At 55.7% G+C, this 20670-nt stretch carries 21 protein-coding genes; 5 read left to right on the top strand and 16 right to left on the bottom strand.

What is annotated here, in order from left to right; genetic code table 11:
* Positions 1 to 79: 79 nt before the first annotated feature.
* The 3 genes from gshA to SK53_RS11990 all read left to right on the top strand — a co-directional run bounded on the left by gshA (position 80) and on the right by SK53_RS11990 (position 3110).
* A complete protein-coding gene (gene gshA, locus SK53_RS12000; RefSeq protein WP_023314710.1) occupies positions 80 to 1624 on the top strand; it encodes a glutamate--cysteine ligase in 1545 nt (514 codons plus the stop codon).
* 152 nt (positions 1625 to 1776) lie between these two features.
* Complete coding sequence (luxS, locus tag SK53_RS11995) at positions 1777 to 2292, top strand: S-ribosylhomocysteine lyase (RefSeq protein WP_003862180.1); 516 nt, start codon at positions 1777 to 1779, stop codon at positions 2290 to 2292.
* Between the two features lie 53 nt (positions 2293 to 2345).
* Positions 2346 to 3110 (top strand): AraC family transcriptional regulator, encoded by a 765-nt coding sequence (locus SK53_RS11990; RefSeq protein ID WP_003862181.1) that lies wholly within the window; start codon positions 2346 to 2348, stop codon positions 3108 to 3110.
* Here SK53_RS11990 and leuA read toward each other — a convergent pair.
* The 13 genes from leuA to SK53_RS11925 form a co-directional block, all read right to left on the bottom strand.
* The gene (gene leuA, locus SK53_RS11985) at positions 3097 to 4752 is read right to left on the bottom strand and encodes a 2-isopropylmalate synthase (protein WP_048209512.1); all 1656 of its coding nucleotides are present in this window, start codon (positions 4750 to 4752) and stop codon (positions 3097 to 3099) included. The genes SK53_RS11990 and leuA overlap by 14 nt on opposite strands.
* A gap of 166 nt (positions 4753 to 4918) precedes the next feature.
* Entirely contained in the window at positions 4919 to 6466 is a 1548-nt protein-coding gene (gene emrB, locus SK53_RS11980) for a multidrug efflux MFS transporter permease subunit EmrB (RefSeq protein WP_006811709.1), read from the bottom strand.
* A gap of 16 nt (positions 6467 to 6482) precedes the next feature.
* Positions 6483 to 7655 (bottom strand): multidrug efflux MFS transporter periplasmic adaptor subunit EmrA, encoded by a 1173-nt coding sequence (gene emrA / locus SK53_RS11975; protein ID WP_022651722.1) that lies wholly within the window; start codon positions 7653 to 7655, stop codon positions 6483 to 6485.
* A 130-nt stretch (positions 7656 to 7785) separates the two neighbouring features.
* A complete protein-coding gene (gene emrR, locus SK53_RS11970; protein WP_017694792.1) occupies positions 7786 to 8316 on the bottom strand; it encodes a multidrug efflux transporter EmrAB transcriptional repressor EmrR in 531 nt (176 codons plus the stop codon).
* 314 nt (positions 8317 to 8630) lie between these two features.
* Positions 8631 to 9815: an MFS transporter gene (locus SK53_RS11965; RefSeq protein ID WP_022651721.1), complete on the bottom strand. Its 1185-nt coding sequence runs from the start codon at positions 9813 to 9815 to the stop codon at positions 8631 to 8633.
* A gap of 190 nt (positions 9816 to 10005) precedes the next feature.
* A complete protein-coding gene (gene proX / locus SK53_RS11960; RefSeq protein WP_017382774.1) occupies positions 10006 to 11001 on the bottom strand; it encodes a glycine betaine/L-proline ABC transporter substrate-binding protein ProX in 996 nt (331 codons plus the stop codon).
* A gap of 9 nt (positions 11002 to 11010) precedes the next feature.
* Complete coding sequence (gene proW / locus SK53_RS11955) at positions 11011 to 12075, bottom strand: glycine betaine/L-proline ABC transporter permease ProW (protein ID WP_015571659.1); 1065 nt, start codon at positions 12073 to 12075, stop codon at positions 11011 to 11013.
* Complete coding sequence (proV, locus tag SK53_RS11950; RefSeq protein WP_022651720.1) at positions 12068 to 13270, bottom strand: glycine betaine/L-proline ABC transporter ATP-binding protein ProV; 1203 nt, start codon at positions 13268 to 13270, stop codon at positions 12068 to 12070. Before proV ends, proW begins: the two co-directional genes overlap by 8 nt.
* Before the next feature lie 333 nt (positions 13271 to 13603).
* Positions 13604 to 14563, bottom strand: coding sequence for a class 1b ribonucleoside-diphosphate reductase subunit beta (nrdF, locus tag SK53_RS11945; RefSeq protein WP_032660089.1), 960 nt, complete (start codon positions 14561 to 14563; stop codon positions 13604 to 13606).
* A 9-nt stretch (positions 14564 to 14572) separates the two neighbouring features.
* Complete coding sequence (gene nrdE, locus SK53_RS11940) at positions 14573 to 16717, bottom strand: class 1b ribonucleoside-diphosphate reductase subunit alpha (protein ID WP_048209510.1); 2145 nt, start codon at positions 16715 to 16717, stop codon at positions 14573 to 14575.
* The gene (gene nrdI, locus SK53_RS11935) at positions 16690 to 17100 is read right to left on the bottom strand and encodes a class Ib ribonucleoside-diphosphate reductase assembly flavoprotein NrdI (protein ID WP_003862188.1); all 411 of its coding nucleotides are present in this window, start codon (positions 17098 to 17100) and stop codon (positions 16690 to 16692) included. The genes nrdE and nrdI overlap by 28 nt, the downstream gene beginning before the upstream one ends.
* Positions 17097 to 17336 (bottom strand): glutaredoxin-like protein NrdH, encoded by a 240-nt coding sequence (gene nrdH, locus SK53_RS11930; protein WP_017382770.1) that lies wholly within the window; start codon positions 17334 to 17336, stop codon positions 17097 to 17099. The genes nrdI and nrdH overlap by 4 nt, the downstream gene beginning before the upstream one ends.
* A 243-nt stretch (positions 17337 to 17579) precedes the next feature.
* On the bottom strand, positions 17580 to 17906 hold the full coding sequence (locus tag SK53_RS11925) for an ElaB/YgaM/YqjD family protein (RefSeq protein ID WP_017382769.1): 327 nt from the start codon (positions 17904 to 17906) through the stop codon (positions 17580 to 17582).
* A gap of 158 nt (positions 17907 to 18064) precedes the next feature.
* Here SK53_RS11925 and SK53_RS11920 point away from each other — a divergent pair, with 158 nt between their 5' ends.
* A complete protein-coding gene (locus tag SK53_RS11920; RefSeq protein ID WP_006811693.1) occupies positions 18065 to 18409 on the top strand; it encodes a DUF2002 family protein in 345 nt (114 codons plus the stop codon).
* A 32-nt stretch (positions 18410 to 18441) separates the two neighbouring features.
* On the opposite strand, the gene alaE is transcribed toward SK53_RS11920, so the two are convergent.
* Positions 18442 to 18891: an L-alanine exporter AlaE gene (gene alaE / locus SK53_RS11915; protein WP_022651718.1), complete on the bottom strand. Its 450-nt coding sequence runs from the start codon at positions 18889 to 18891 to the stop codon at positions 18442 to 18444.
* Positions 18892 to 19387: 496 nt separating this feature from the next.
* Between alaE and stpA the strand changes: the two genes are divergently transcribed.
* Positions 19388 to 19792 carry a DNA-binding protein StpA gene (stpA, locus tag SK53_RS11910; RefSeq protein ID WP_022651717.1) on the top strand — a complete coding sequence of 135 codons (405 nt, stop codon included), beginning with the start codon at positions 19388 to 19390 and terminating at the stop codon, positions 19790 to 19792.
* 37 nt (positions 19793 to 19829) lie between these two features.
* Here the strand turns inward: stpA and SK53_RS11905 are convergent, their stop codons facing one another.
* Complete coding sequence (locus tag SK53_RS11905) at positions 19830 to 20009, bottom strand: hypothetical protein (protein ID WP_003862199.1); 180 nt, start codon at positions 20007 to 20009, stop codon at positions 19830 to 19832.
* A gap of 82 nt (positions 20010 to 20091) precedes the next feature.
* Positions 20092 to 20610 carry a rhodanese family protein gene (locus tag SK53_RS11900; RefSeq protein WP_048209508.1) on the bottom strand — a complete coding sequence of 173 codons (519 nt, stop codon included), beginning with the start codon at positions 20608 to 20610 and terminating at the stop codon, positions 20092 to 20094.
* Positions 20611 to 20670 lie beyond the last annotated feature (60 nt).

The following is a 20670-nucleotide window of genomic DNA, read 5'->3' as shown; positions in this document are numbered from 1 at the left end:
TGGAATGAATTCGCGACCTTCAATCGTCAACCATTACAATTATGCTGAGTGACAATTTTTTGACAGGCGGGAGGTCAAATTGATCCCGGACGTATCACAGGCGCTGGCCTGGCTGGAAAATCACCCTCAGGCACTGAAGGGGATTCAGCGTGGGCTTGAGCGCGAAACGCTGCGCGTAAATGCGGATGGTAGCTTAGCGACTACGGGACACCCGAAGGCGTTAGGCTCGGCGCTGACACATAAATGGATCACAACCGATTTCGCCGAAGCGCTGCTGGAGTTCATCACGCCAGTAGACGGTGATATTGATCATATGCTGACGATCATGCGCGACGTGCATCGCTTCACCGCCCGCAACCTCGGCGACGAGCGTATGTGGCCGCTCAGCATGCCGTGCTATATCGAGCAGGGGCAGGATATCGAGCTGGCGCAGTACGGCACCTCGAATATTGGTCGGCTGAAAACGCTGTATCGCGAAGGACTGAAAAACCGCTACGGCGCATTGATGCAGACGATCTCTGGCGTGCACTACAACTTTTCTCTGCCGATGGCGTTCTGGCAGGCGAAGTGCGGTGAAACGGATAAAGAAGCGATCTCCGCGGGCTACTTCCGCCTGATCCGCAACTACTACCGTTTTGGCTGGGTTATTCCGTATCTGTTCGGCGCGTCCCCGGCTATCTGTTCATCGTTCCTGCAAGGGAAACCGACCACGCTACCGTTCGAGAAGACCGAATGTGGCATGTATTACCTGCCATACGCGACCTCCCTGCGCCTGAGCGACCTTGGCTATACCAATAAATCGCAAAGCAATCTCGGAATTACGTTTAACGATCTGCACGAATATGTGGCAGGCTTGAAGCGGGCGATAAAAACCCCGTCGGAAGAGTACGAAAAAATCGGCCTCGAAAAAGACGGCAAACGCCTGCAAATTAACACCAACGTGTTGCAGATTGAAAATGAACTGTATGCGCCGATTCGTCCGAAGCGCGTGACGCGCAGCGGTGAAACGCCGTCGGATGCGCTACAGCGCGGCGGGATCGAATACATTGAAGTGCGCTCGCTGGATATCAACCCGTTCTCACCGATTGGCGTTGACGAGCAGCAGGTTCGTTTCCTTGACCTGTTTATGGTCTGGTGCGTACTGGCGGATGCGCCGGAAATGAGTTCCGACGAACTGCTGTGTACCCGTGCCAACTGGAATCGCGTGATTCTGGAAGGGCGCAAGCCGGGCCTGACGTTAGGTATTGGCTGTGAAACGGCTCAGTTCCCACTGTCTAAGGTAGGGAAGGATCTGTTCCATGACCTGAAGCGCGTAGCCCAGACGCTGGATAGCGTGTACGGCGGCGAAGCTTACCAGAAGGTCTGCGACGAACTGGTTGAAAGCTTTGATAACCCGGAACGGACATTCTCAGCACGTATTCTGCGTTCTATGATTGAGCAGGGAATTGGTGGCACAGGGCGTTCACTCTCAGCGGAGTACCGTGAGATGCTGATGCAGGAGCCGTTAGAGATCCTGAGCGAAGCGGATTTTGTGGCAGAGCGCGATGCGTCCGTTGTGCGTCAGAAAGAGGTCGAAGCGGCGGATACGGAGTCGTTTGAGGCGTTTCTGGCGAAGCAGGCCTGAACCAAAAGAAAAAGGCCACATCGCTGTGGCCAAAATATACATCTCTGAATTCAGGGATGATGATAACAAATGCGCGTCTTTCATATACTCAGACGCGCATTCCGTAGAAGAGTTCAGTTTATTTTAAAAAAAATCACTATCGGAGGTGACGTATGCCGTTATTAGATAGCTTTACTGTCGACCATACCCGTATGGAAGCACCAGCAGTCCGCGTGGCGAAGACCATGAACACGCCGCACGGCGACACGATCACCGTTTTCGACCTGCGCTTCTGCGTGCCGAATAAAGAAGTGATGCCAGAGAAAGGCATTCACACGCTGGAACACCTGTTCGCCGGATTCATGCGCGACCACCTGAACGGCAACGGCGTGGAGATCATCGATATCTCTCCGATGGGCTGCCGCACCGGTTTCTACATGAGCCTGATTGGTCAGCCTGAAGAAAAACGCGTCGCGGATGCGTGGAAAGCAGCAATGGAAGACGTGCTGAAGGTGAAAGAGCAGAACCAGATCCCTGAGCTGAACGTTTACCAGTGCGGCACTTACCAGATGCACTCTCTGGAAGAAGCTCAGGAGATTGCCCGTCATATCATCGAACGTGATGTTCGTGTAAACAGCAACGACGAGCTGGCCCTGCCAAAAGAAAAACTTCAGGAACTGCACATTTAGTATCGTGCCTGTGGATGCCCGGTGGCGCTTCGCTGACCGGGCCTACAATCCTGATGACGACAACCACCACCTTCTCCTTTACCCATCGCCCGCTTGTGCCGTTTTCGCATGATTATGCTCATGGCGACAGCGAGCCGTGGCATCAGCACGACTGCGCGCAGCTCCTGCACAGCCTCACCGGCGTCGTGCGGGTGGATACCGCATCTGGCTGCTGGGTGGTGCCGCCCGGTCGCGGCGTCTGGCTACCTGCGGGTACGCAGCACGCCCTGCGCATCACCGGCAACGTTGCCGCCCGCACGCTGTTTATCGACCCGCTGGCGCGCGCCGATCTCCCGGCGACCTGCCAGATCGTGCAGATCTCGCCCCTGCTGCGCGAGCTGATCCTGACCTCCCTTACGCTTCCTGAATCTTACGCACCCGGAAGCCGCGATGAACGTGTTTATGAGCTGATCCTCGATGAAATTCGTCTCATGCCGGTGCTGCCGTTTCACCTGCCCGAGCCGGAAAGCGAAGCGCTGCGCCATCTCTGCCAGCAGATTCGAATGGCCCCGGGAGAAAGCTGGAGCAGCGCCCAGGCCGCAGGTATTGTGGGGATGAGCGAACGCACGCTGAACCGTCATTTTCAGCAGCAGACAGGCCTGAGCTACGGCGAGTGGGTGAGAAGGGCGCGACTGCTGGAAGCCTTAGTGCGGCTGGCGCAGGGCCAGCCGGTATTACGCGTGGCGCTGGATCTGGGGTATGGCAGCCACAGCGCCTTTACGGCAATGTTTCGCCGGGTAATGGGTCTCTCACCCAGCGATTACTTCAGGAACGACTGACCGCGTTAAAAAGCGCCTGAATCGACGCGCGTGCCACGTCGCTGTCGATGCCCACGCCCCAGCGGCTGGTCCCATCCTGGAACAGGCAGCGGATATAGGCCACCGAGCGGCTGTCGCTGCGTTCGCCTAACGTATGTTCGTGATAATCCTTGATCACAAACGACGCGTTGATCCAGCGGCTTAAGCCGTGAGCGGCGGCGGAGAGCAAACCGTTTCCCTGGCCTTCCAGCTGGCGGGTGCCCCCATGCGTGGCGACGCTTGCCGTCAGCCGCAGCTGGCCGTCCTGCTGGCTGTCGCTGCGGTACGATTGCAGCGCTAATGGCGGGCTCGCCACCAGGCCGTAACGGGCGCGGAACAGCTGCCAGAGCGCATTCTGCGTCATCTCTTTTCCATGGTTATCCGTTTCCTGCTGCACGTGCTGGCTAAAATCCTGTTGCAGGGCGCGAGGCAATTTCAGGCCGTGGTTTTGCTCAATAAGCCAGGCGCTTCCGCTTTTTCCTGACTGGCTGTTCACGCGGATCACCGCTTCATAGGTACAGCCAATATCCTGCGGGTCGACGGGCAGATAGGGCATCTCCCAACGTTCGCCAGGCTTACGGGCATCGAAACCTTTCTTGATGGCATCCTGGTGCGAGCCGGAGAAGGCGGTGTAAGCCAGACGACCCGCCCACGGATGGCGCGGATGGACGGGCAGCTGGTTGCAGGTTTCTACCGTTTCAACCACCCGATTCATATCGCTGAAATCCAGATTCGGGCTAATGCCCTTGCTGTAGAGGTTCATCGCCAGCGTCACCAGACAGACGTTGCCCGTGCGCTCACCGTTGCCAAACAGGCAGCCCTCCACGCGGTCAGCCCCGGCCATGACGGCCAGCTCCGCGCTGGCGACGCCCGTTCCGCGATCGTTATGCGGATGTACGCTGATACAGACATCACTGCGGCGGCTGAAGTGGCGGCAGAAATACTCGATCTGGTCGGCATAGACGTTCGGCGTGCTCACTTCGACGGTAGCGGGCAGGTTGACGATCATCGGACGCGCCGCGCACGGCTGCCAGATCTCCGCCACGGCTTCACAAATCTCCAGCGCAAACTCCGGTTCGGTAAAGCAGAAGGTTTCCGGGGAGTATTCGTACTGCCAGCGGGTGTCAGGGTTCTCTTCACACAGCTGACGAATCAGGCGCGTCGCGCGCGTCGCCAGCTCGACGATTTGCGCTTTCTCCATGCCGAATACCAGACGGCGGAACAGCGGGGCGGTAGCGTTATACAGGTGAACGGTGGCCTGCTTCGCGCCGCGCAGGGAGTCGAAAGTGCGATGGATAAGATCGTCCCGCGCCTGCGTTAACACCTGAATGGTGACGTCATCCGGGATGCGGTTCTCCTCAATCAGCTGACGTACAAAATTAAAGTCCGTCTGCGAGGCGGACGGGAAGGCGACTTCTATTTCTTTAAACCCGCAGGTCAGCAGCAGATCCCAGAATTGCAGCTTGCGCGCGCTGTCCATCGGCTCGGCCAGCGCCTGGTTACCGTCGCGTAAGTCGGTCGAGAGCCAACGCGGGGCGCAGGTGATAATCTGCTCCGGCCAGCGGCGGTCGGGCAACGAAAGGGTGGGGTAAGGCTGGTATTTGTCGGCGGGTGTGTTCAGCATGGTGCGCTCCTGTTGTCTTTTCACTATCGTGAATCGATTTCAGGCGCGCTGCTTTATCGGAACTGACAATCGCTGTCGCGTTTTGGACAACCGTAGAAGTTGCACGGTGGCGCTGCGCTTACCGGGCCTACGATCGTAGGCCGGGTAAGGCGTCCTGTAATGAGGGCTAATGCGCCCCACCGCCCCCGCTACCGGCCCCAAACGGTGGTTTGGCAAACCACACCAGCCCCAGCAGGACGATAAAGATCCCCGCCGATATCCAGAAAATCTCGTTTGCCGAGATAATCAGCCCCTGGTTGGTGATCTGCTGGGCAAGCCAGCCGGACGCCTGCTGCTCCGTCATCCCCATCCCCTCAAGCTGGCTATACATCTGCTGAGCGTTAGGGTTGAACGGGTTCACCGCTTCGGTGAGTTGAGCATGGTGCATCGATTCCCGGTTGGTCCACAGCGTGGTGGTGATCGATGTCCCGATGGAGCCCGCCAGCGTACGGGTGAAGTTCGACAGGCTCGATGCCGCCGCCATCCGCTCAGGCGGCAAGCCGGAAAGCGTAATGGTGGTTAGCGGCATGAAGAAGCACGCTACGGCGAAGCCCTGAATAAACTGTGGCCACGCGGAGGCGCCAAAGTCCATTCCCGGTTCAAACGTATACGCGCGCCAGTAGAAGCACACGGCGTACATGATGAAGCTGAACGTCACCAGCCTGCGCATGTCGAGCTTATGGGCGAAACGGCCAATAATCGGCGACAGCAGAACCGGAATTAACCCCACCGGTGCGGAGGCCAGCCCCGCCCAGGTTGCGGTATAGCCGTACACCTCCTGCAACAGCTGCGGTAGCAGAACAATCGCGCCGAAGTAGAGCATATAGGCGAGGCTGATACACAGGCAGCCGATGGTGAAGTTTCGCGATTTAAACAACGAGAGGTCGACTATCGGGTTATCGTCCGTCAGCTCCCAGACAATCAGGAAGCTGATGGCCACCACAGCGACCACCGTCAGCACGATGATTTCCGTAGAGGCGAACCAGTCCAGCTCTTTGCCGCGGTCGAGCATGATTTGCAGGCTGCCGATGCCGACAACCAGCAGTGCCAGCCCGATGCCGTCGATCCGCCGCTGTTCAGTCCGCGTTTCGCGACCACGCAAAGACTGTAGCGTCATCAGTACCACCAGCGCACCGATGGGTACGTTGATGAAGAAGATCCAGCCCCAGTGATAGTTATCGCTGATATAGCCGCCGAGGATTGGCCCGCAAATTGGGGCGACAATCACCGTCATCGACCACAGCGCGAGCGCGATGGAGCGTTTGGCGGGCGGATAGTTGTTCAGCAGCAAACTCTGCGACAGCGGAATCAACGGCCCGGCGACAATCCCCTGGATGACGCGGAAGAAAATCAGCATCGTCAGGCTACTGGACATGCCGCAGGCCCAGGAGGCCAGCACGAACAGGATCGTCGACCAAAGGAACAGCTTCACTTCACCGACGCGCTTCGCCAGCCAGCCGGTGATGGGAATGGAAATGGCGTTCGCCACCCCGAACGAGGTAATGACCCAGGTCCCCTGGCTCAGCGATGAGCCAAGGTTCCCGGCGATCGTAGGGATCGCCACGTTTGCGATGGTGGAGTCCAGCACCTGCATGAATGTCGCCAGCGACAGCGCAATGGTCATAATGACCAGTTGCGCCCCCTCCAGCGGTTTTTGCGGCTTTTGCTGTTGCATAACGCTCACCTTCGGCTTAACCGGCGTTTGCCTTCACGATGTCATCGATCAGCTTATTGACCGGATCGAGGCTAATTTCACGGGCGTTACTTTCATAAGCTGGCGTACTGCGCACCTGGCTTGCGAGGATCTGACCGTCGCGGTTGGCGGTATCGACCGTCACCAGCGTGGAAAGGCCAATTCGCAGCGGATGGTCTGCCAGCTGCTTAGGATCCAGTTCGATACGCACAGGCAAGCGCTGTACCACTTTGATCCAGTTGCCGGTGGCGTTCTGTGCAGGCAGCAGGCTAAACGCGCTGCCGGTCCCCATGTCCAGACCGACCACTTTCCCGGTGTACTTGATGTCATCGCCGTAAATATCGCTGACCACAGTTGCGGTTTGGCCGATACGCATATGCGCCAGCTGGGTCTCTTTGAAGTTCGCATCGACCCACAGATTGTTCGCCGGAACTACCGCCATCAGCGGCGTGGTGGTGCTAATCTGCGCCCCTGGCTGTACGGAACGACGGGAAACGTAGCCGGTCATCGGGCTGACGATTTTGGTACGTTGCAGGGCAAGCCATGCGTTACGCACTTCGGTCGCCGCCTGTTTCACCGCCGGCTGGTTTTCCAGAGAAGTACCCAGCACCATCGCCTGATTAGCGTTGTACTGTTGGATCGCCACGTCCAGCTGCGCCTGTGCGCTGGCCACCGCATCGCGGGCGTGCTGCAACTCTTCACGGCCAATCAGGTTGGCGGTGCCGAGAGGAACACGACGATTGAGGTCGCTCTGCGCCTGAGCCAGCGCCGTTTTCTGCACGTCGATATTGGCCTGAAGCTGCTTGCTGTTGATCATCAGCTGGCGGGTCTGGCGAACGCTGGAGGCCAGCGCCGTCTGTGCTTTTTCAAAAGCCTGTTGGGCGTCGGTAGGATCGAGCGTGACCAGCACATCGCCTTTTTTCACAAAGTCGGTGTTATCAGCCCAGACTTTCGTCACGCTGCCTGACACCTGGGCCATGATTTGAACCTGATTCCCTGCCACGTATGCATCGTCTGTCTCTTCAACATGACGCAAGACTAAAAACCAATAGATCCCATATGCCACGGCAATAATAATAAAGAGCAAGGTCAGCAGAATAAGGGCGCTCTTACGTTTGCCCTTTTTGTTGACCGGTTGCTGCGGGGGGGTGTTCTCCGCATTTGCGCTCATTGTTGTTCTCCACGATCTTTTTATTTTCACATCGGCTGAGCCGACCTGTTGTCAGAAAGGCCAGCAGTTTCACGTGCTGGCCTGTCAGTTTTTCTTTTTAGCAATCTGGAATGTTGAGCGGATCGTCGCGTTAGCGCAGCGCCTCAAGGATGACGCCATCTTCATCCATCTGGTCCAGACGGGTGAGCAGCTTGCGAGTAATATGCTCAAGCTGGTCGCGCTCGGCGGTGCTGAGGGCAGACCAGAGCTGGTGCAGGCAGTTGTGCTGCGGTGGCAGCACTTCGCGCAAGAATTCGTGACCTTTCTCGGTCAGTTGCAGATGCAGGCAGCGGCGATCGTTATCGCTTTCACGGCGTTCAATCCAGCCGCGCTTTTCCAGTTCATCCGCGATACGGGTTGCATTGGTACGGGATGACCCCAGCGCACAGCTCAGTTCCGATGGCTGAATGCTGTGATTTTCCTGAGACTCCAGCGTAATCAACGCCATAAACAACGTCTCGTTAATCCCTTGCGCTTTCAGCATCTTGTTACGATTTTCCAGCAGCTTACCCTGCATGTGCATGCACAGGCGGGTCAGCAGAATTTCCTGATACGGGAAGTCCTCATGACGACTGGCGCGGAACTTAAGCATTTGTTCAATGGGCGTAAACGAACTATCCATTTTGGGCATAACCTCATTAATTACAGCCGATATAGTAACGACAGTGACAAATAATGTAAATGAATTATTTGTGCGGTTATATCCGCCAAACGTATGTCACCATCAGAAAGCGCCGGGTAAATCCGTGACCCGGTGAGCACAGAGAGCGTGGGGTGTGTACCCGCGAAAGAGGGGATGTGAGGACAGGGGTCTGAACTATTCATGCCGGTAGTAAATATGTCACCCACAGTAAAATTTCTGGGATAAATGATTACCGTTACCTTAACAGATGCAGGCCCCCTTTACACCCCAGGGGACCCAAAGCAATGTAAAACTTAGTGAATTGCTTCCTGACGGTGATAGCCGCGCCACCATACCAGCAGATTTATCGCCGCGACGATGGCGCCGATGGCGCACACGCCCGTCCAGCCCGCATGCTGCCAGGCGGAGGCTGAGATGAGCGAGCCCGCCGCGCCGCCGATAAAGTAGCTGGTCATGTACCCGGCCGTCAGACGGTTACGGGCGTCCGGCTTCACGCGGTAAATCACGGTCTGGTTGGTGATGTGTACGCCCTGCACGGTGAGGTCTAGCACCAGAATACCGACAATCAGCGCCAGCACGGAGACGTGTCCGTACCAGATGGCCGCCCAGGAGAGCAGGAGTAAAACCAGCCCTGCGGAGGTGGTCATATGAGATTTACCTTTATCGGCCAGCCCACCCGCCGGGCGCGCGCCCAGTGCGCCAGCCGCGCCTGCCAGCCCGAACAGGCCAATCACGCCTTCTGAGTAGTTAAACGGTGGCGCGGCGAGCAGAAACGCCATCGACGTCCATAAGATGCTGAAGTTGGCGAAGGTGAGACACCCCAGAATGGCGCGCGTGCGCAGGAGTTTATCCCGGGTGAAGAGGCTGAAAACGGAGGCGAGGAGCTGCGGATAGTTCAGGTGATTTTCCTGCTTCACCTTTGGCAGGCCGCGCCACAGGGCCAGCGCCATGATAAGCATCAGCACGCTCGCCACCCAGTAAACGGTGCGCCAGCCGCCGAGGCTCGCCAGCAGCCCGGCAACGGTTCGCGCCAGCAGGATGCCCAGCAGCAGGCCGCTCATGATAGTACCGACCACTTTGCCGCGTTTTTCCGGGGAAGCCAGCGTCGCGGCGAGGGGAACCAGAATTTGCGCCACCACCGAGAACAGCCCCGTCAGCGCGGTGCCGATAATCATCATCGTTAACGACTGGCTGCTGGCGGTGATCAACATTCCGCCCGCCGCCAGCAGCGTCATGGAGACGATAAGCATCCGGCGCTCAAACATATCGCCTAATGGCACCAGGAACAGCAGCCCGGCTGCATAGCCGAGCTGTGCTGCGGTGACAATAAAGCCGGCGGAGCTGGCTGAAAGATCGAAGGCGCGTGCGATGGTGTCGAGCAGTGGTTGTGCGTAATAGTTGCTGGCGACGGCCAGACCCGTTGCCACGGACATTAAAAGGATGAGTGCGGGGCTAAGCCCTTGAGTTGTTTTTGTCATTAGTTTCAGGAATCGTGAGTTAAGTGATTATTTTTCCGGAAACATAATAACCAATGATGGTGAATGTTGGGGAATTGTTATGTGTGTGTTTGTGCGGTTAAGCCCCTCACCCTAACCCTCTCCCCAGAAGGGAGAGGGAACGCTAACACCCTCTCCCTTCGGGAGAGGGCTGGGGTGAGGGGAAAGTACTTTACTTCTGCGCCTCAAGCGCCTCTTTCACCCAGCCATCGAACTGCTGCTGGTGGGCTTTGATCCAGCCATCCACGTGGCCTTTGATATCTGCTTCGGATGATTTACCCGCGTGCATCATCGCGTTCTGGGCGTTAATGTCAGCCAGCGGCAGTTTCATCACCGAGAACAGCTTCGCCGCCGCAGGGTTTTTCTCGGCCCAGGCTTTGTTCGCCACGATATGCATGGTATTCACCGGGAAGCCATAGTTCATGCCATTTGGCAGTTTGGTGTCGATATCTTTCTGCTCGCCCGGCAGGGAAGAGAAGGGCACCTGCAACCACACCACGTCTTTGCCCGGCTTCAGCACGTCGCTCACCCAGTACGGCGTCCAGGTGTAGTAGATCACTGGCTTGCCTTCTTTAAAGCGGGCGATGGTGTCGGCCATCATCGCAGAGTAATTGCCGTGGCTCACGTCGACGGTCTTAGCCAGATCGAAGGCTTTGTTCTGGTGGTTAATCACCGCTTCACAGCCCCAGCCCGGCGAGCAGCCCATCATGTCGGCTTTACCGTCACCGTTGGTATCAAAGAGTTTGGCGATCTTCGGATCTTTCAGCTGTTCAATATTGGTGATGTGATACTTATCGGCGGTTTTCTTGTCGATCAAATATCCCTGCGCAGCGCCGGTCACAAAGGTGCCTTCACGGTAGAATTTCTTGTCACCGCCTGCGGCGGCATACATATCGTCGTGCAGCGGCTGCCAGTTCACGGCGGTAAAGGTGGCATCGCCGGAGGCAATGGAGGTATAGCCCACGTTGTAATCCACTTCGCTGGCGGTATTCACCGTATAGCCCAGTTTCTCCAGCGCACGGCTGACAATCTGGGTCTGGAAGGACTCTTCCGAAATGGTGCTCTGCACCGGCTGCACGGTAATGCCTTTGCCCGGCAGGTCAGCGGCAACTGCGCTGGTGGAGACAAGGGTCGCAAACGCTGTGGCAAAAAGTACGTTATGTCGCATCGTTGTTCCTTATTTTGTGAATGGGCGGGTGAGTAACCCGACAGGGCCGGTGGTGTACCAGCGACGGTTGCCGCGACTGCGTGAATCACGACCGACAGCCTGGGTCAGGCGGTCAAGAATGATGGCGAGGATCACAATCCCGACGCCGCCGACGGTCGCCAGCCCCATATCGAGACGGCCAATGCCGCGCAGTACCATCTGACCTAACCCGCCAACGGCAATCATTGAGGCGATCACCACCATCGACAGCGCCAGCATCAGCGTCTGGTTAACACCTGCCATAATGGTCGGCATCGCCAGCGGAAGCTGAACCTTAAACAGCATCTGACGCGGGCTGGCGCCGAACGAGCGCGATGCCTCTATCAGATCCGCAGGCACCTGGTTAATGCCCAGAATGGTCAGACGAATAATTGGCGGAAGGGCGAAGATAATGGTCACGACCACCCCCGGTACGTTACCGATGCCGAACAGCATCACGATAGGCACCAGGTAAACGAACGCTGGCGTGGTCTGCATCGCATCCAGCAGCGGGCGGATAATTTTCGCGGCCCGGGGGCTGCGCGCCAGCCAGATCCCCATCGGCAGGCCGATCACCACGCAGAACAGCAGGGCGGTCAGCACCAGCGCCAGGGTGATCATCGCCTGAGACCACGCGCCAATCGCGCCGATGGCAATCAGGGAGATCAGCGTGGCGATCCCCATACCCGCGCTGCCGAACTGCCATGCGATCAGCGAGAACAGGATAATCGCCACCGGCGCGGGCATGCCCAGCATCAGCTGCTGGAAGCCGTTAAGGATGTAATCCACCGGGATGCGGATCCCCTGGAACACCGGACGGAAGTGGGTAACGACCCAGTCGATCCCCTCCGTTACCCAGCTATCCAGCGGGATCAGCGTCTTGTGGAACGGATCCATAATATTGAAATGCTCTGGGGCAGGCGCTGGTGCGCTGTTGAGCCAGTCTGCCGCGCCGCCGCCATCGGCAGGCGCAGGCGTCGAACCCCACGCATCGGCAGATTGCGCCGCGCTGTCCGCTGCTTCAGTGGTGCCCCATGGGTTTGATTGATCAGCCATTGTTTGTCCCCTCGCGATCTAAAGCCTGTAGCAGCATCCGTTTTGAGATGATGCCAACGTACTGTTGTTCTTCACCGACAACCGGCACGGCGCACGGCGCCTGACCCACGTGAGAGAGCAACTCGCTGAGCGGCGTTTCGGCGTCCACGGCAAGCGGAGCGTCAATCAACGCCGCATCGATTCCCTGGTTTTCGCTCAGGGCGGTTTTCAGGGAGTCGATGGAGACAACGCCGACAAATTTATTGCCGCGTTCAACCAGATAACCGTATTCACGGTCTTCGTCCTGCAACAGCTTCAGCGCGGAGCGCGGACCAAAACCTGGCGTTTTACGAATAATGCCGTTTGGTGTTCGACGGGCAATATCTTTCGCACTGAATACGTGGCTAATATCCACGCCGCGGAAGAAGGTGCGCACATAATCATTCGCCGGATTATTGAGAATTTCATCCGGTGTGCCGACCTGCACCACTTCACCATTTTGCATAATGGCGATACGGTCACCAATACGCATGGCTTCATCCAAATCGTGAGAAATAAAAACAATGGTGCGCTGATGTTTGGCCTGTAATTTTACCAGCTCATCCTGCATCTCGGTGCGAATTAAGGGATCGAGCGCCGAGAAGGCTTCGTCCATTAATAAAATATCCGGATTAATCGCTAATGCGCGCGCTAATCCCACACGCTGACGCATACCGCCGGAGAGTTCATCCGGATACGCATGAGCATAATTTTCCAGCCCGACCTGACGCAGTGCATCAAGGGCTTTTTCCTGACGTTCCTGAGCGGGGATACCGGCTAACTCCATGCCAAAGGCGGTATTATCGAGTACCGTCATGTGCGGCATCAGTGCAAATGACTGAAACACCATCGCAATTTTCTTTCTGCGCACCTCGCGGAGTTCCGCGTCTGATATTCTGGCGATATCAACGCCGTCAATCAGCACCTGTCCGCGGGTGGGTTCAATCAGGCGATTGAGAAGGCGAACCATAGTGGATTTACCCGAACCGGATAATCCCATGATGACAAAAATCTCGCCTTCTTCAATGGCCAGACTGGCGTCTTTAACGCCAAGCGATAGCCCGGTTTTTTCCAGAATTTGCTCTTTCGAAAGGCCTTTCTCAATATATTTGAAAGCACGCTGCGGGTGCTCGCCAAATACTTTATAAAGATTTTTCACTTCTAATTTAATTGCCATGCAATAGAGAGTGTCCTGTTATTTGTTTACGTCGATATGATTACCATGGTAAATAGTTAACTGGCATTACCCTAACATACTCAGAATCTGAGACAACCCTGAGCCGGCCGGAGGCCGGAATTTTGCCGCAAGCGAAACGGCTGAATTTCCCATGAATAAAGGGCTGAGGGCGGTTTGAATTTTTCTCAATTTTTTGCTGCTGCATGGGGAAATTTCGCCTGAATCGGTGTGTTTCAGGCGAATATGACGGGGAAATTACAGTGTAGTACGTAGTGGAATATTCGGCTGAAAATAATGAAATGCAGAGTTAATTAATGAACGTTAATTCATTCATTAAAAATCCCAGTCCTCGTCTTGCGTCTCCACCGCTTTACCCATCACGTACGACGAGCCGGACCCGGAAAAGAAGTCGTGGTTTTCATCGGCGTTGGGCGACAGCGCCGCGAGGATCGCCGGGTTCACTTCCGCCATTTCCGGTGGGAATAACGCTTCGTAGCCCAGGTTCATCAGCGCCTTGTTGGCGTTGTAGCAGAGGAAGGCTTTTACGTCCTCTTCCCAGCCCGTTCCGGCGTACAGCTCCTCGGTATAACTCAGCTCGTTGTCATACAGATCCATCAGTAAATCGAGGGCAAAACCTTTGAGTTCCTCGCGTTTTTCCGGGATGACTTTCTCCAGTCCTTTCTGGTACTTATAGCCGATGTAATACCCGTGTACCGCTTCATCGCGGATGATGAGGCGAATCAAATCGGCGGTGTTGGTGAGCTTGCCCCGGCTCGACCAGTACATAGGCAGCCAGAAGCCGGAATAGAAGAGGAAAGATTCCAGGAATACGCTGGCGATCTTCTTCTTCAGCGGCTCGTCGGCCCGGTAATATTCCAGCACCAGATCTGCCTTGCGCTGCAATGACGCGCTCTCTTCACTCCAGGCGTAGGCGGCGTCCACGTCCCTGGTCTGGCACAGAGTGGAGAAAATCGAGCTGTAAGAGCGGGCATGCACCGCCTCCATAAAGCTGATATTCGACATTACCGCCTCCTCGTGCGGGGTCAGCGCATCACTCATCAGCGCGGGCGCACCCACGGTATTCTGAATGGTGTCCAGCAGCGTCAGGCCGGTGAAGACGCGGATTGTCAGCTGCTGCTCGGCATGGCTCAGAGTTTGCCAGGCCGGAATATCGTTGGAGAGCGGCACCTTTTCCGGCAGCCAGAAGTTGCTGGTCAGGCGGTTCCATACCTCCAGGTCTTTATCATCCTGAATTTTGTTCCAGTTAACGGCGCTTACGCGTGACAGTTTCATCCTTTCTCCTTACAGCGCGCAGGACACGCAGCCTTCAATTTCGGTGCCTTCCAGCGCGAGCTGGCGCAGGCGAATGTAGTACAGCGTTTTGATGCCTTTCTTCCAGGCGTAGATCTGCGCTTTGTTGATATCCCGCGTGGTGGCGGTGTCCGGGAAGAAGAGCGTCAGCGACAGCCCCTGATCCACATGTTTAGTCGCCTCGGCGTAGGTATCAATGATCTTTTCCGGGCCAATTTCATAGGCGTCCTGGTACAGAGCCAGATTCTCATTGGTCATAAACGGGGCAGGGTAGTAGACGCGCCCGGTTTTGCCTTCCTTACGGATTTCAATCTTCGACACGATGGGGTGGATGCTCGACGTGGCGTGATTGATATAGGAAATGGAGCCGGTTGGCGGCACCGCCTGAAGGTTCTGGTTATAAATGCCGTAGCGCATCACCTCTTCACGCAGCTGTTGCCACATCTCACGCGTCGGCAGGGTGATGCCAGCGCGGGCAAACAGCGCGCGTACTTTTTCGGTTTTCGGCTGCCAGTCGCCTTCCAGATACTGGCTGAAATACTCTCCGCTGGCGTAGCGGGACTGCTCAAAGCCTGCGAACCGCTGGTGGCGTTCGCGCGCCAGCATCATCGAGGTATGCACCGCATGCCAGGTGACGGTGTAGAAATAAAGGTTGGTGAAATCCAGCCCTTCGGGGCTGCCGTAGGCGATGCCCTCCCGCGCCAGATAGCCGTGCAGGTTCATCTGCCCAAGGCCGATGGCATGCGACGCGGCGTTGCCCGCTTCAATAGACGGTACGCTGCGGATGTGGCTCATGTCTGATACCGCCGTCAGCCCGCGAATGGCGGTCTCTACCGTGCGGCCAAAATCGGGAGAGTCCATGGTGTGGGCAATATTCAGCGACCCGAGGTTACAGGAGATATCCTTGCCCACGTCCGCGTAGTCGAGGTTCTCGTCGTAGCTGGACGCGCTGTTGACCTGCAAAATCTCCGAGCACAGATTGCTCATGTTGATGCGCCCGCCAATCGGGTTGGCGCGGTTCACCGTATCCTCGTACATGATGTACGGATAACCGGATTCAAACTGAATTTCAGCCAGCGTCTGGAAGAAATCCCGGGCGTTGATGGTTTTTTTACGAATGCGATCGTCGGCCACCAGCTCGTCGTACAGCTCGCTTATCGCCACGTCGCCAAAGGCTTTGCCGTAAATCCGCTCAACATCATACGGCGAGAAGAGCGCCATGTCGGCATTCTCTTTAGCCAGCTTAAACGTGATATCCGGGATCACCACGCCGAGCGACAGGGTTTTAATGCGGATCTTTTCATCGGCGTTTTCACGTTTGGTATCCAGAAAACGCAGAATGTCCGGGTGGTGCGCGTGCAGATAAACCGCACCCGCGCCCTGACGCGCGCCAAGCTGGTTGGCGTACGAAAAGGCATCTTCCAGCATCTTCATCACCGGGATGACGCCGGAGGACTGATTTTCGATGCGCTTAATCGGCGCGCCCGCTTCCCGCAGGTTCGAAAGCAGAAATGCCACACCGCCGCCGCGTTTCGAAAGCTGTAGCGCCGAATTTACCGCACGGCCAATCGACTCCATATTGTCTTCAATACGCAGCAGGAAGCAGGAGACCAGCTCGCCGCGCTGGGCTTTCCCGCAGTTAAGGAACGTTGGCGTGGCGGGCTGGAAGCGGCCGGAGAGGATCTCCTCCGTGAGACTTTCGGCCAGCACTTCATCGCCCTGCGCCAGCGTCAGCGCCACCATCACCACCCGATCTTCAAAGCTTTCTAAATAGCGTTTGCCGTCAAAGGTTTTCAGGGTGTAGCTGGTGTAATACTTCCACGCGCCGAGAAACGTCTGGAAGCGAAAACCGCTGGCGTGCGCCCGTTCAAACAATGCCACCACGAAGGCGCGGTCGTAGCGGGTCAGGACACGCTCTTCGTAATAACCCTCTTTTACCAGCCAGTCGAGACGTTCCTGCTGGCTGCCAAAAACGATGCTGTTCGGGCGCACATGAGCGGCAAAAAAGGCGTCCACCGCCTCACGATCTTTATCAAACTGAATGCGCCCCTCCCGGTCATAGAGGTTTAGCATGGCGTTTAATGCGTGGTAATCCTGCGTTGCCTGAATCACGCGCTCTGCGGTTGTCGTTGCCAAAATTCGTTCACTCCTTTACGCACGTTCTCTACGTCCTGCTGTGTCCCCATCAGTTCAAAACGATAGAGATACGGCACGCCGCATTTTTGAGAGATGACATCCCCGGCGCGGGCAAAGGCCTCGCCGAAGTTGCGATTGCCTGCGGCGATCACGCCGCGAATCAGCTGCCGGTTATGGGGATCGTTCAGAAAGCGGATCACCTGACGAGGCACAGCCCCTGCGGTGCCGCCACCGCCATAGCTGGGCACCACCAGAATGTAGGGTTCGTCTACCTGAATACGCTCCCGCTCGTTCAGCGGAATGCGTATCGCGGGCAGCCCGAGACGCTCCATAAACCGAAGCGTGTTTTCCGAGCTGCTGGAAAAGTAGACCAGCGTGCTCATGCACTGACGCCCTGAGCGGCAAGGCGGTTGATCATGTCCGGACGGAAGCCAGACCAGCTGGTGTCGCCGGCAACCACAACCGGAAGCTGACGGAAACCCTGCGCCCGCAGGGTGTCTGCCGCGTCGGGCACCTGATCAATATTGACCATCTCAAATGCCACGCCGCGGCTCTCCATCGCCCGTTTCGTGGCGTGGCACTGAACACAATCGTTACGAGTGTAAATAATAATGCTCATGATTCGCATTTCCATTTATAATGAGAGGACGGCGCGAGTAAACGCGTCATATTGTGTGTGTCTTACTAAAGGGAATACTAGATGTAGTTTATATAAGTTTCAACCACACAAGATATGGGAAATTCAGATTAATAAGGCCCCGATGATGAGCCTGGCGGGGCAGGGCGGGCTGTACGGTTTTTTCAGGTTGTCAGGCAAAGAAAAGCCCCGGCGCCTGAGGCTACCGGGGCTAAGAACGCGCGCTTACTTACGCAGACTAAGCAGGGCGCCGACAAAAATCCCGACCGCCGCGACCGTTCCCAGCGTACAAAGCGGTTTTTCACGTACGAAGGTGGTGGCGCAGCTGGCCATGTCGCAGGCCGCCTGAGTGGTACGTGAGCGGCCGTTCATCCTTGCCCGCGTTTCACGCAGCAGAGACTGAGCCTTACGTTTCGCGGCATCTGCTTCGTCCTTCGCGTCAGAGCCCCAGGATTTCAATACGGCTTCCAGCGTGTCCGCTAATTGGCTGACATCGTTACGAATATCCTGTGTGTCGTCATTAATATCGTTTCGGTTCGGTCTGTTAAACATACGATCCTCCATAATTTGTGTTCCCGTTTAGTTTAGTCCAGAAATGTAATATCTGAAGCGAGTCACGGCTTATCGGGCAGTTTATGGAATATTCTGAAAGCCCTGCTAATGCTGAATACTGTAAGGTTGCCGGGCAGGAATGATAATGAGGAAAAGATATGTATTTACGACCCGATGAGGTGGCGCGCGTTCTTGAAAAAGAAGGGTTCACCATGGATGAGGTAACATCAAAAGCGTACGGATATCGCCGTGGTGAGAATTATGTTTACGTCAACCGTGAAGCAAGAATGGGGCGTACTGCTCTCATTATTCACCCGACACTCAAAGACAGAAGCCTGTCATTTGCTGAGCCCGCCTCGGATATTAAAACCTGCGATCATTATCAGCAATTTCCGCTCTATTTAGGCGGCGAGACGCATGAACATTATGGTATTCCGCACGGTTTCAGCTCGCGTATGGCGCTGGAGCGATTCCTGAAAGGGCTGTTTGGCGACGTACAATAACTCTGCGACTGGCATGAGCCAGTCGCCTTACCTTACGCTTTTGCCTGGCTATAAGGGCTGACTTTGAACAGGCGGCGGCAGTAGTCAAGAAAGTAACCGTACACCGCACCCATCAGCATGGATACCACGATATTTGAACTTACCGCAGCGGCGATTTGATGCCAGTCTGCGCCCACCGTCAGCAAAATAAACACATACACCGGGGACTGGAACGTCACGTAAGCCAGCACGTCCGCCAGGTTTTTTACCCAACCCGCCGGGCTAATACGCCGGGCTAAACGCATCACTGCATCGCGGTACAGGCCGTACGGCCAGGCGATCATGATATTCACCGGAATGGCCACCAGGCGCGACGAGAGAGATTGCTCAAAGGACATTCCCGACAGGAAAATTTCAATCAGCATATTCACGACGGAACAGTAAACGACCATCGCGAACGTATCCGCTACCGCATGGCGCAGGCGAGACTGCGGTGAGAACATGTCTGAACTCCTCGAACAGGACAAAAAAGTGGCGTTTTACCTGCGGCCTTTAGTGCTTTAGGTTGGTTTGTTTTGAGTGTATAGCGTATCTCTCTGGCTTTTAACTAACAAGTAGTGATTAATTTTTATTTACTGGCGCTTTAGCCATAAAATTCTCTAAAATTGTGCGTTTTTTGCGCGCTTCGTTATTTTCTCTCCTCGCGCCTATTTTAGTGAAATATATCAATGAATTAGATTATCTATGCGCGTGTGAAACCTTTGTTGTGTGGGATTTTGGAGGCGGTTTTTTGAACGGTTTAAAACAGGGTTTTTTGGCCTGGGGAAGGGCGGTATATTACGCTTTAAAACAGACATATATTTCAGGGTTATATTAACGGGATATTCTAAAACATTTACAATAATGTCAAAACGTCACGGTGGGTAGATATCAGAACCAAAATCAATTATTCTGTTGCCTGATTTATGTTATACACAAGAAGAAAGGTTTTTCATTATTATGGCTTTAACGTTACAGAATCTTAATAATATTCGTACCCTCCGGGCGCTGGCACGTGAATTATCCATGGATGTTCTGGAAGAAGTGCTGGAAAAATTCCGGATTGTCACTGAAGAAAAACGCAGCGAGCAGGCTGAATTAGAGCGTCAACGCGCTGAACAGCAGGATAAAATTAATGCTCTGCTGGAACTGATGAAAGCTGACGGTATTTCTCCGAGCGATCTGTTAGGCAGTGACCTGGCGCAGGCGGGTCAGCCGACGAAAAAACGTAAAGCGCGTGCGGCGAAATATCGTTTTATTGACGCGAACGGTGAAGAAAAAACCTGGACCGGTCAGGGACGTACGCCAAAGCCAATTGCGACCGCACTGGCAAACGGTAAATCGCTGGACGATTTCCTGATCTGATGATTATTCGGGCGGTGTATTCCGCCCGATTATTGACTTAGCAGACGCCAAAGTCACCTTCTTCGGAGTACAGAACTACGTCCGCCGCTTTCAGGTGATATTTCTCGCCCTGCTCATCGCTGGCCTGCACGGCCACAATGTTTTCACCATTCACTTCGAGCACTTTCAGTTTCGGACCGCCCTGACGCGGTTGGACATAATCACCGACAGAAAACATAGCACCTCCTCATCATTGTCATGATCTTCACCATAGCCCACGTCCGGGACGGGGTACAGCCTAATCTTTCAGATACTCCTTATCAGGTACGTCGGTTCCACGGCATCACTTTCAGAAGTCGCGCCATACCGCAAAAACCTGCCACTCCGGCGAACAGCAGCCCGACGCCCACAAAACCGCTCAGCAGGAAAAAACCGCTGGAGACGCTGTAACCCAACACCACGCCGCAGAGGATCAGCAGCCCGGCAGCGATCTGCACCTGACGCATCAGCGGAAGCGGCTGCGATCGATCTTCAACGGTCAGCAGCCCGGCCTGTTTCCAGCCCTGAATGCCTCCCTCAGCCACACAGGCGTTCGCAGGGGATGCTGCCTGCGCCAGACGAGCAGCATTGTTTGAGGTTCGTGCGCCGGACTGACAGTGGAAAATCACCGTTTCTCCCGGCGCCGCGTTAAGCCCGCCGGGTAACGAATCCAGCGGAATGGAGTGCGCCGCCGGAATATGCTCGCGGGCATACTCGTCGGGGTCGCGAATATCGATAAGTTTGGCGCCTTCAGCAATAAGCGCGTTTGCCTGCTGCGGCGAAATAAGAGGAAGAGACATTATGTTTCCTTACGGTCAATTTCAGAACAGTAGAGCATTTAAGGCCGGGTTTAAGCCAGT

Origin of the sequence: Enterobacter sp. MGH119 (assembly GCF_001037675.1) — a bacterium.
GTDB classification, from domain to species: domain Bacteria; phylum Pseudomonadota; class Gammaproteobacteria; order Enterobacterales; family Enterobacteriaceae; genus Enterobacter; species Enterobacter hormaechei_C.
This window is presented reverse-complemented; position numbering and strand designations above follow the sequence as displayed.

Bases quoted from the DNA above. Each gene is read 5' to 3' on its own strand.
- SK53_RS11925 (WP_017382769.1), bottom strand. From the start codon at position 17,906: ATGTTTAACAGACCGAACCGAAACGATATTAATGACGACACACAGGAT.
- SK53_RS11965 (WP_022651721.1), bottom strand. From the start codon at position 9,815: ATGACAAAAACAACTCAAGGGCTTAGCCCCGCACTCATCCTTTTAATG.
- emrB (WP_006811709.1), bottom strand. From the start codon at position 6,466: ATGCAACAGCAAAAGCCGCAAAAACCGCTGGAGGGGGCGCAACTGGTC.
- nrdF (WP_032660089.1), bottom strand. From the start codon at position 14,563: ATGAAACTGTCACGCGTAAGCGCCGTTAACTGGAACAAAATTCAGGAT.
- SK53_RS11920 (WP_006811693.1), top strand. From the start codon at position 18,065: ATGTATTTACGACCCGATGAGGTGGCGCGCGTTCTTGAAAAAGAAGGG.
- emrA (WP_022651722.1), bottom strand. From the start codon at position 7,655: ATGAGCGCAAATGCGGAGAACACCCCCCCGCAGCAACCGGTCAACAAA.
- proW (WP_015571659.1), bottom strand. From the start codon at position 12,075: ATGGCTGATCAATCAAACCCATGGGGCACCACTGAAGCAGCGGACAGC.
- stpA (WP_022651717.1), top strand. From the start codon at position 19,388: ATGGCTTTAACGTTACAGAATCTTAATAATATTCGTACCCTCCGGGCG.
- SK53_RS11900 (WP_048209508.1), bottom strand. From the start codon at position 20,610: ATGTCTCTTCCTCTTATTTCGCCGCAGCAGGCAAACGCGCTTATTGCT.
- SK53_RS11990 (WP_003862181.1), top strand. From the start codon at position 2,346: ATGACGACAACCACCACCTTCTCCTTTACCCATCGCCCGCTTGTGCCG.
- alaE (WP_022651718.1), bottom strand. From the start codon at position 18,891: ATGTTCTCACCGCAGTCTCGCCTGCGCCATGCGGTAGCGGATACGTTC.
- leuA (WP_048209512.1), bottom strand. From the start codon at position 4,752: ATGCTGAACACACCCGCCGACAAATACCAGCCTTACCCCACCCTTTCG.
- nrdI (WP_003862188.1), bottom strand. From the start codon at position 17,100: ATGAGCACGCTGGTCTACTTTTCCAGCAGCTCGGAAAACACGCTTCGG.
- proX (WP_017382774.1), bottom strand. From the start codon at position 11,001: ATGCGACATAACGTACTTTTTGCCACAGCGTTTGCGACCCTTGTCTCC.
- nrdH (WP_017382770.1), bottom strand. From the start codon at position 17,336: ATGAGCATTATTATTTACACTCGTAACGATTGTGTTCAGTGCCACGCC.
- luxS (WP_003862180.1), top strand. From the start codon at position 1,777: ATGCCGTTATTAGATAGCTTTACTGTCGACCATACCCGTATGGAAGCA.
- proV (WP_022651720.1), bottom strand. From the start codon at position 13,270: ATGGCAATTAAATTAGAAGTGAAAAATCTTTATAAAGTATTTGGCGAG.
- SK53_RS11905 (WP_003862199.1), bottom strand. From the start codon at position 20,009: ATGTTTTCTGTCGGTGATTATGTCCAACCGCGTCAGGGCGGTCCGAAA.
- emrR (WP_017694792.1), bottom strand. From the start codon at position 8,316: ATGGATAGTTCGTTTACGCCCATTGAACAAATGCTTAAGTTCCGCGCC.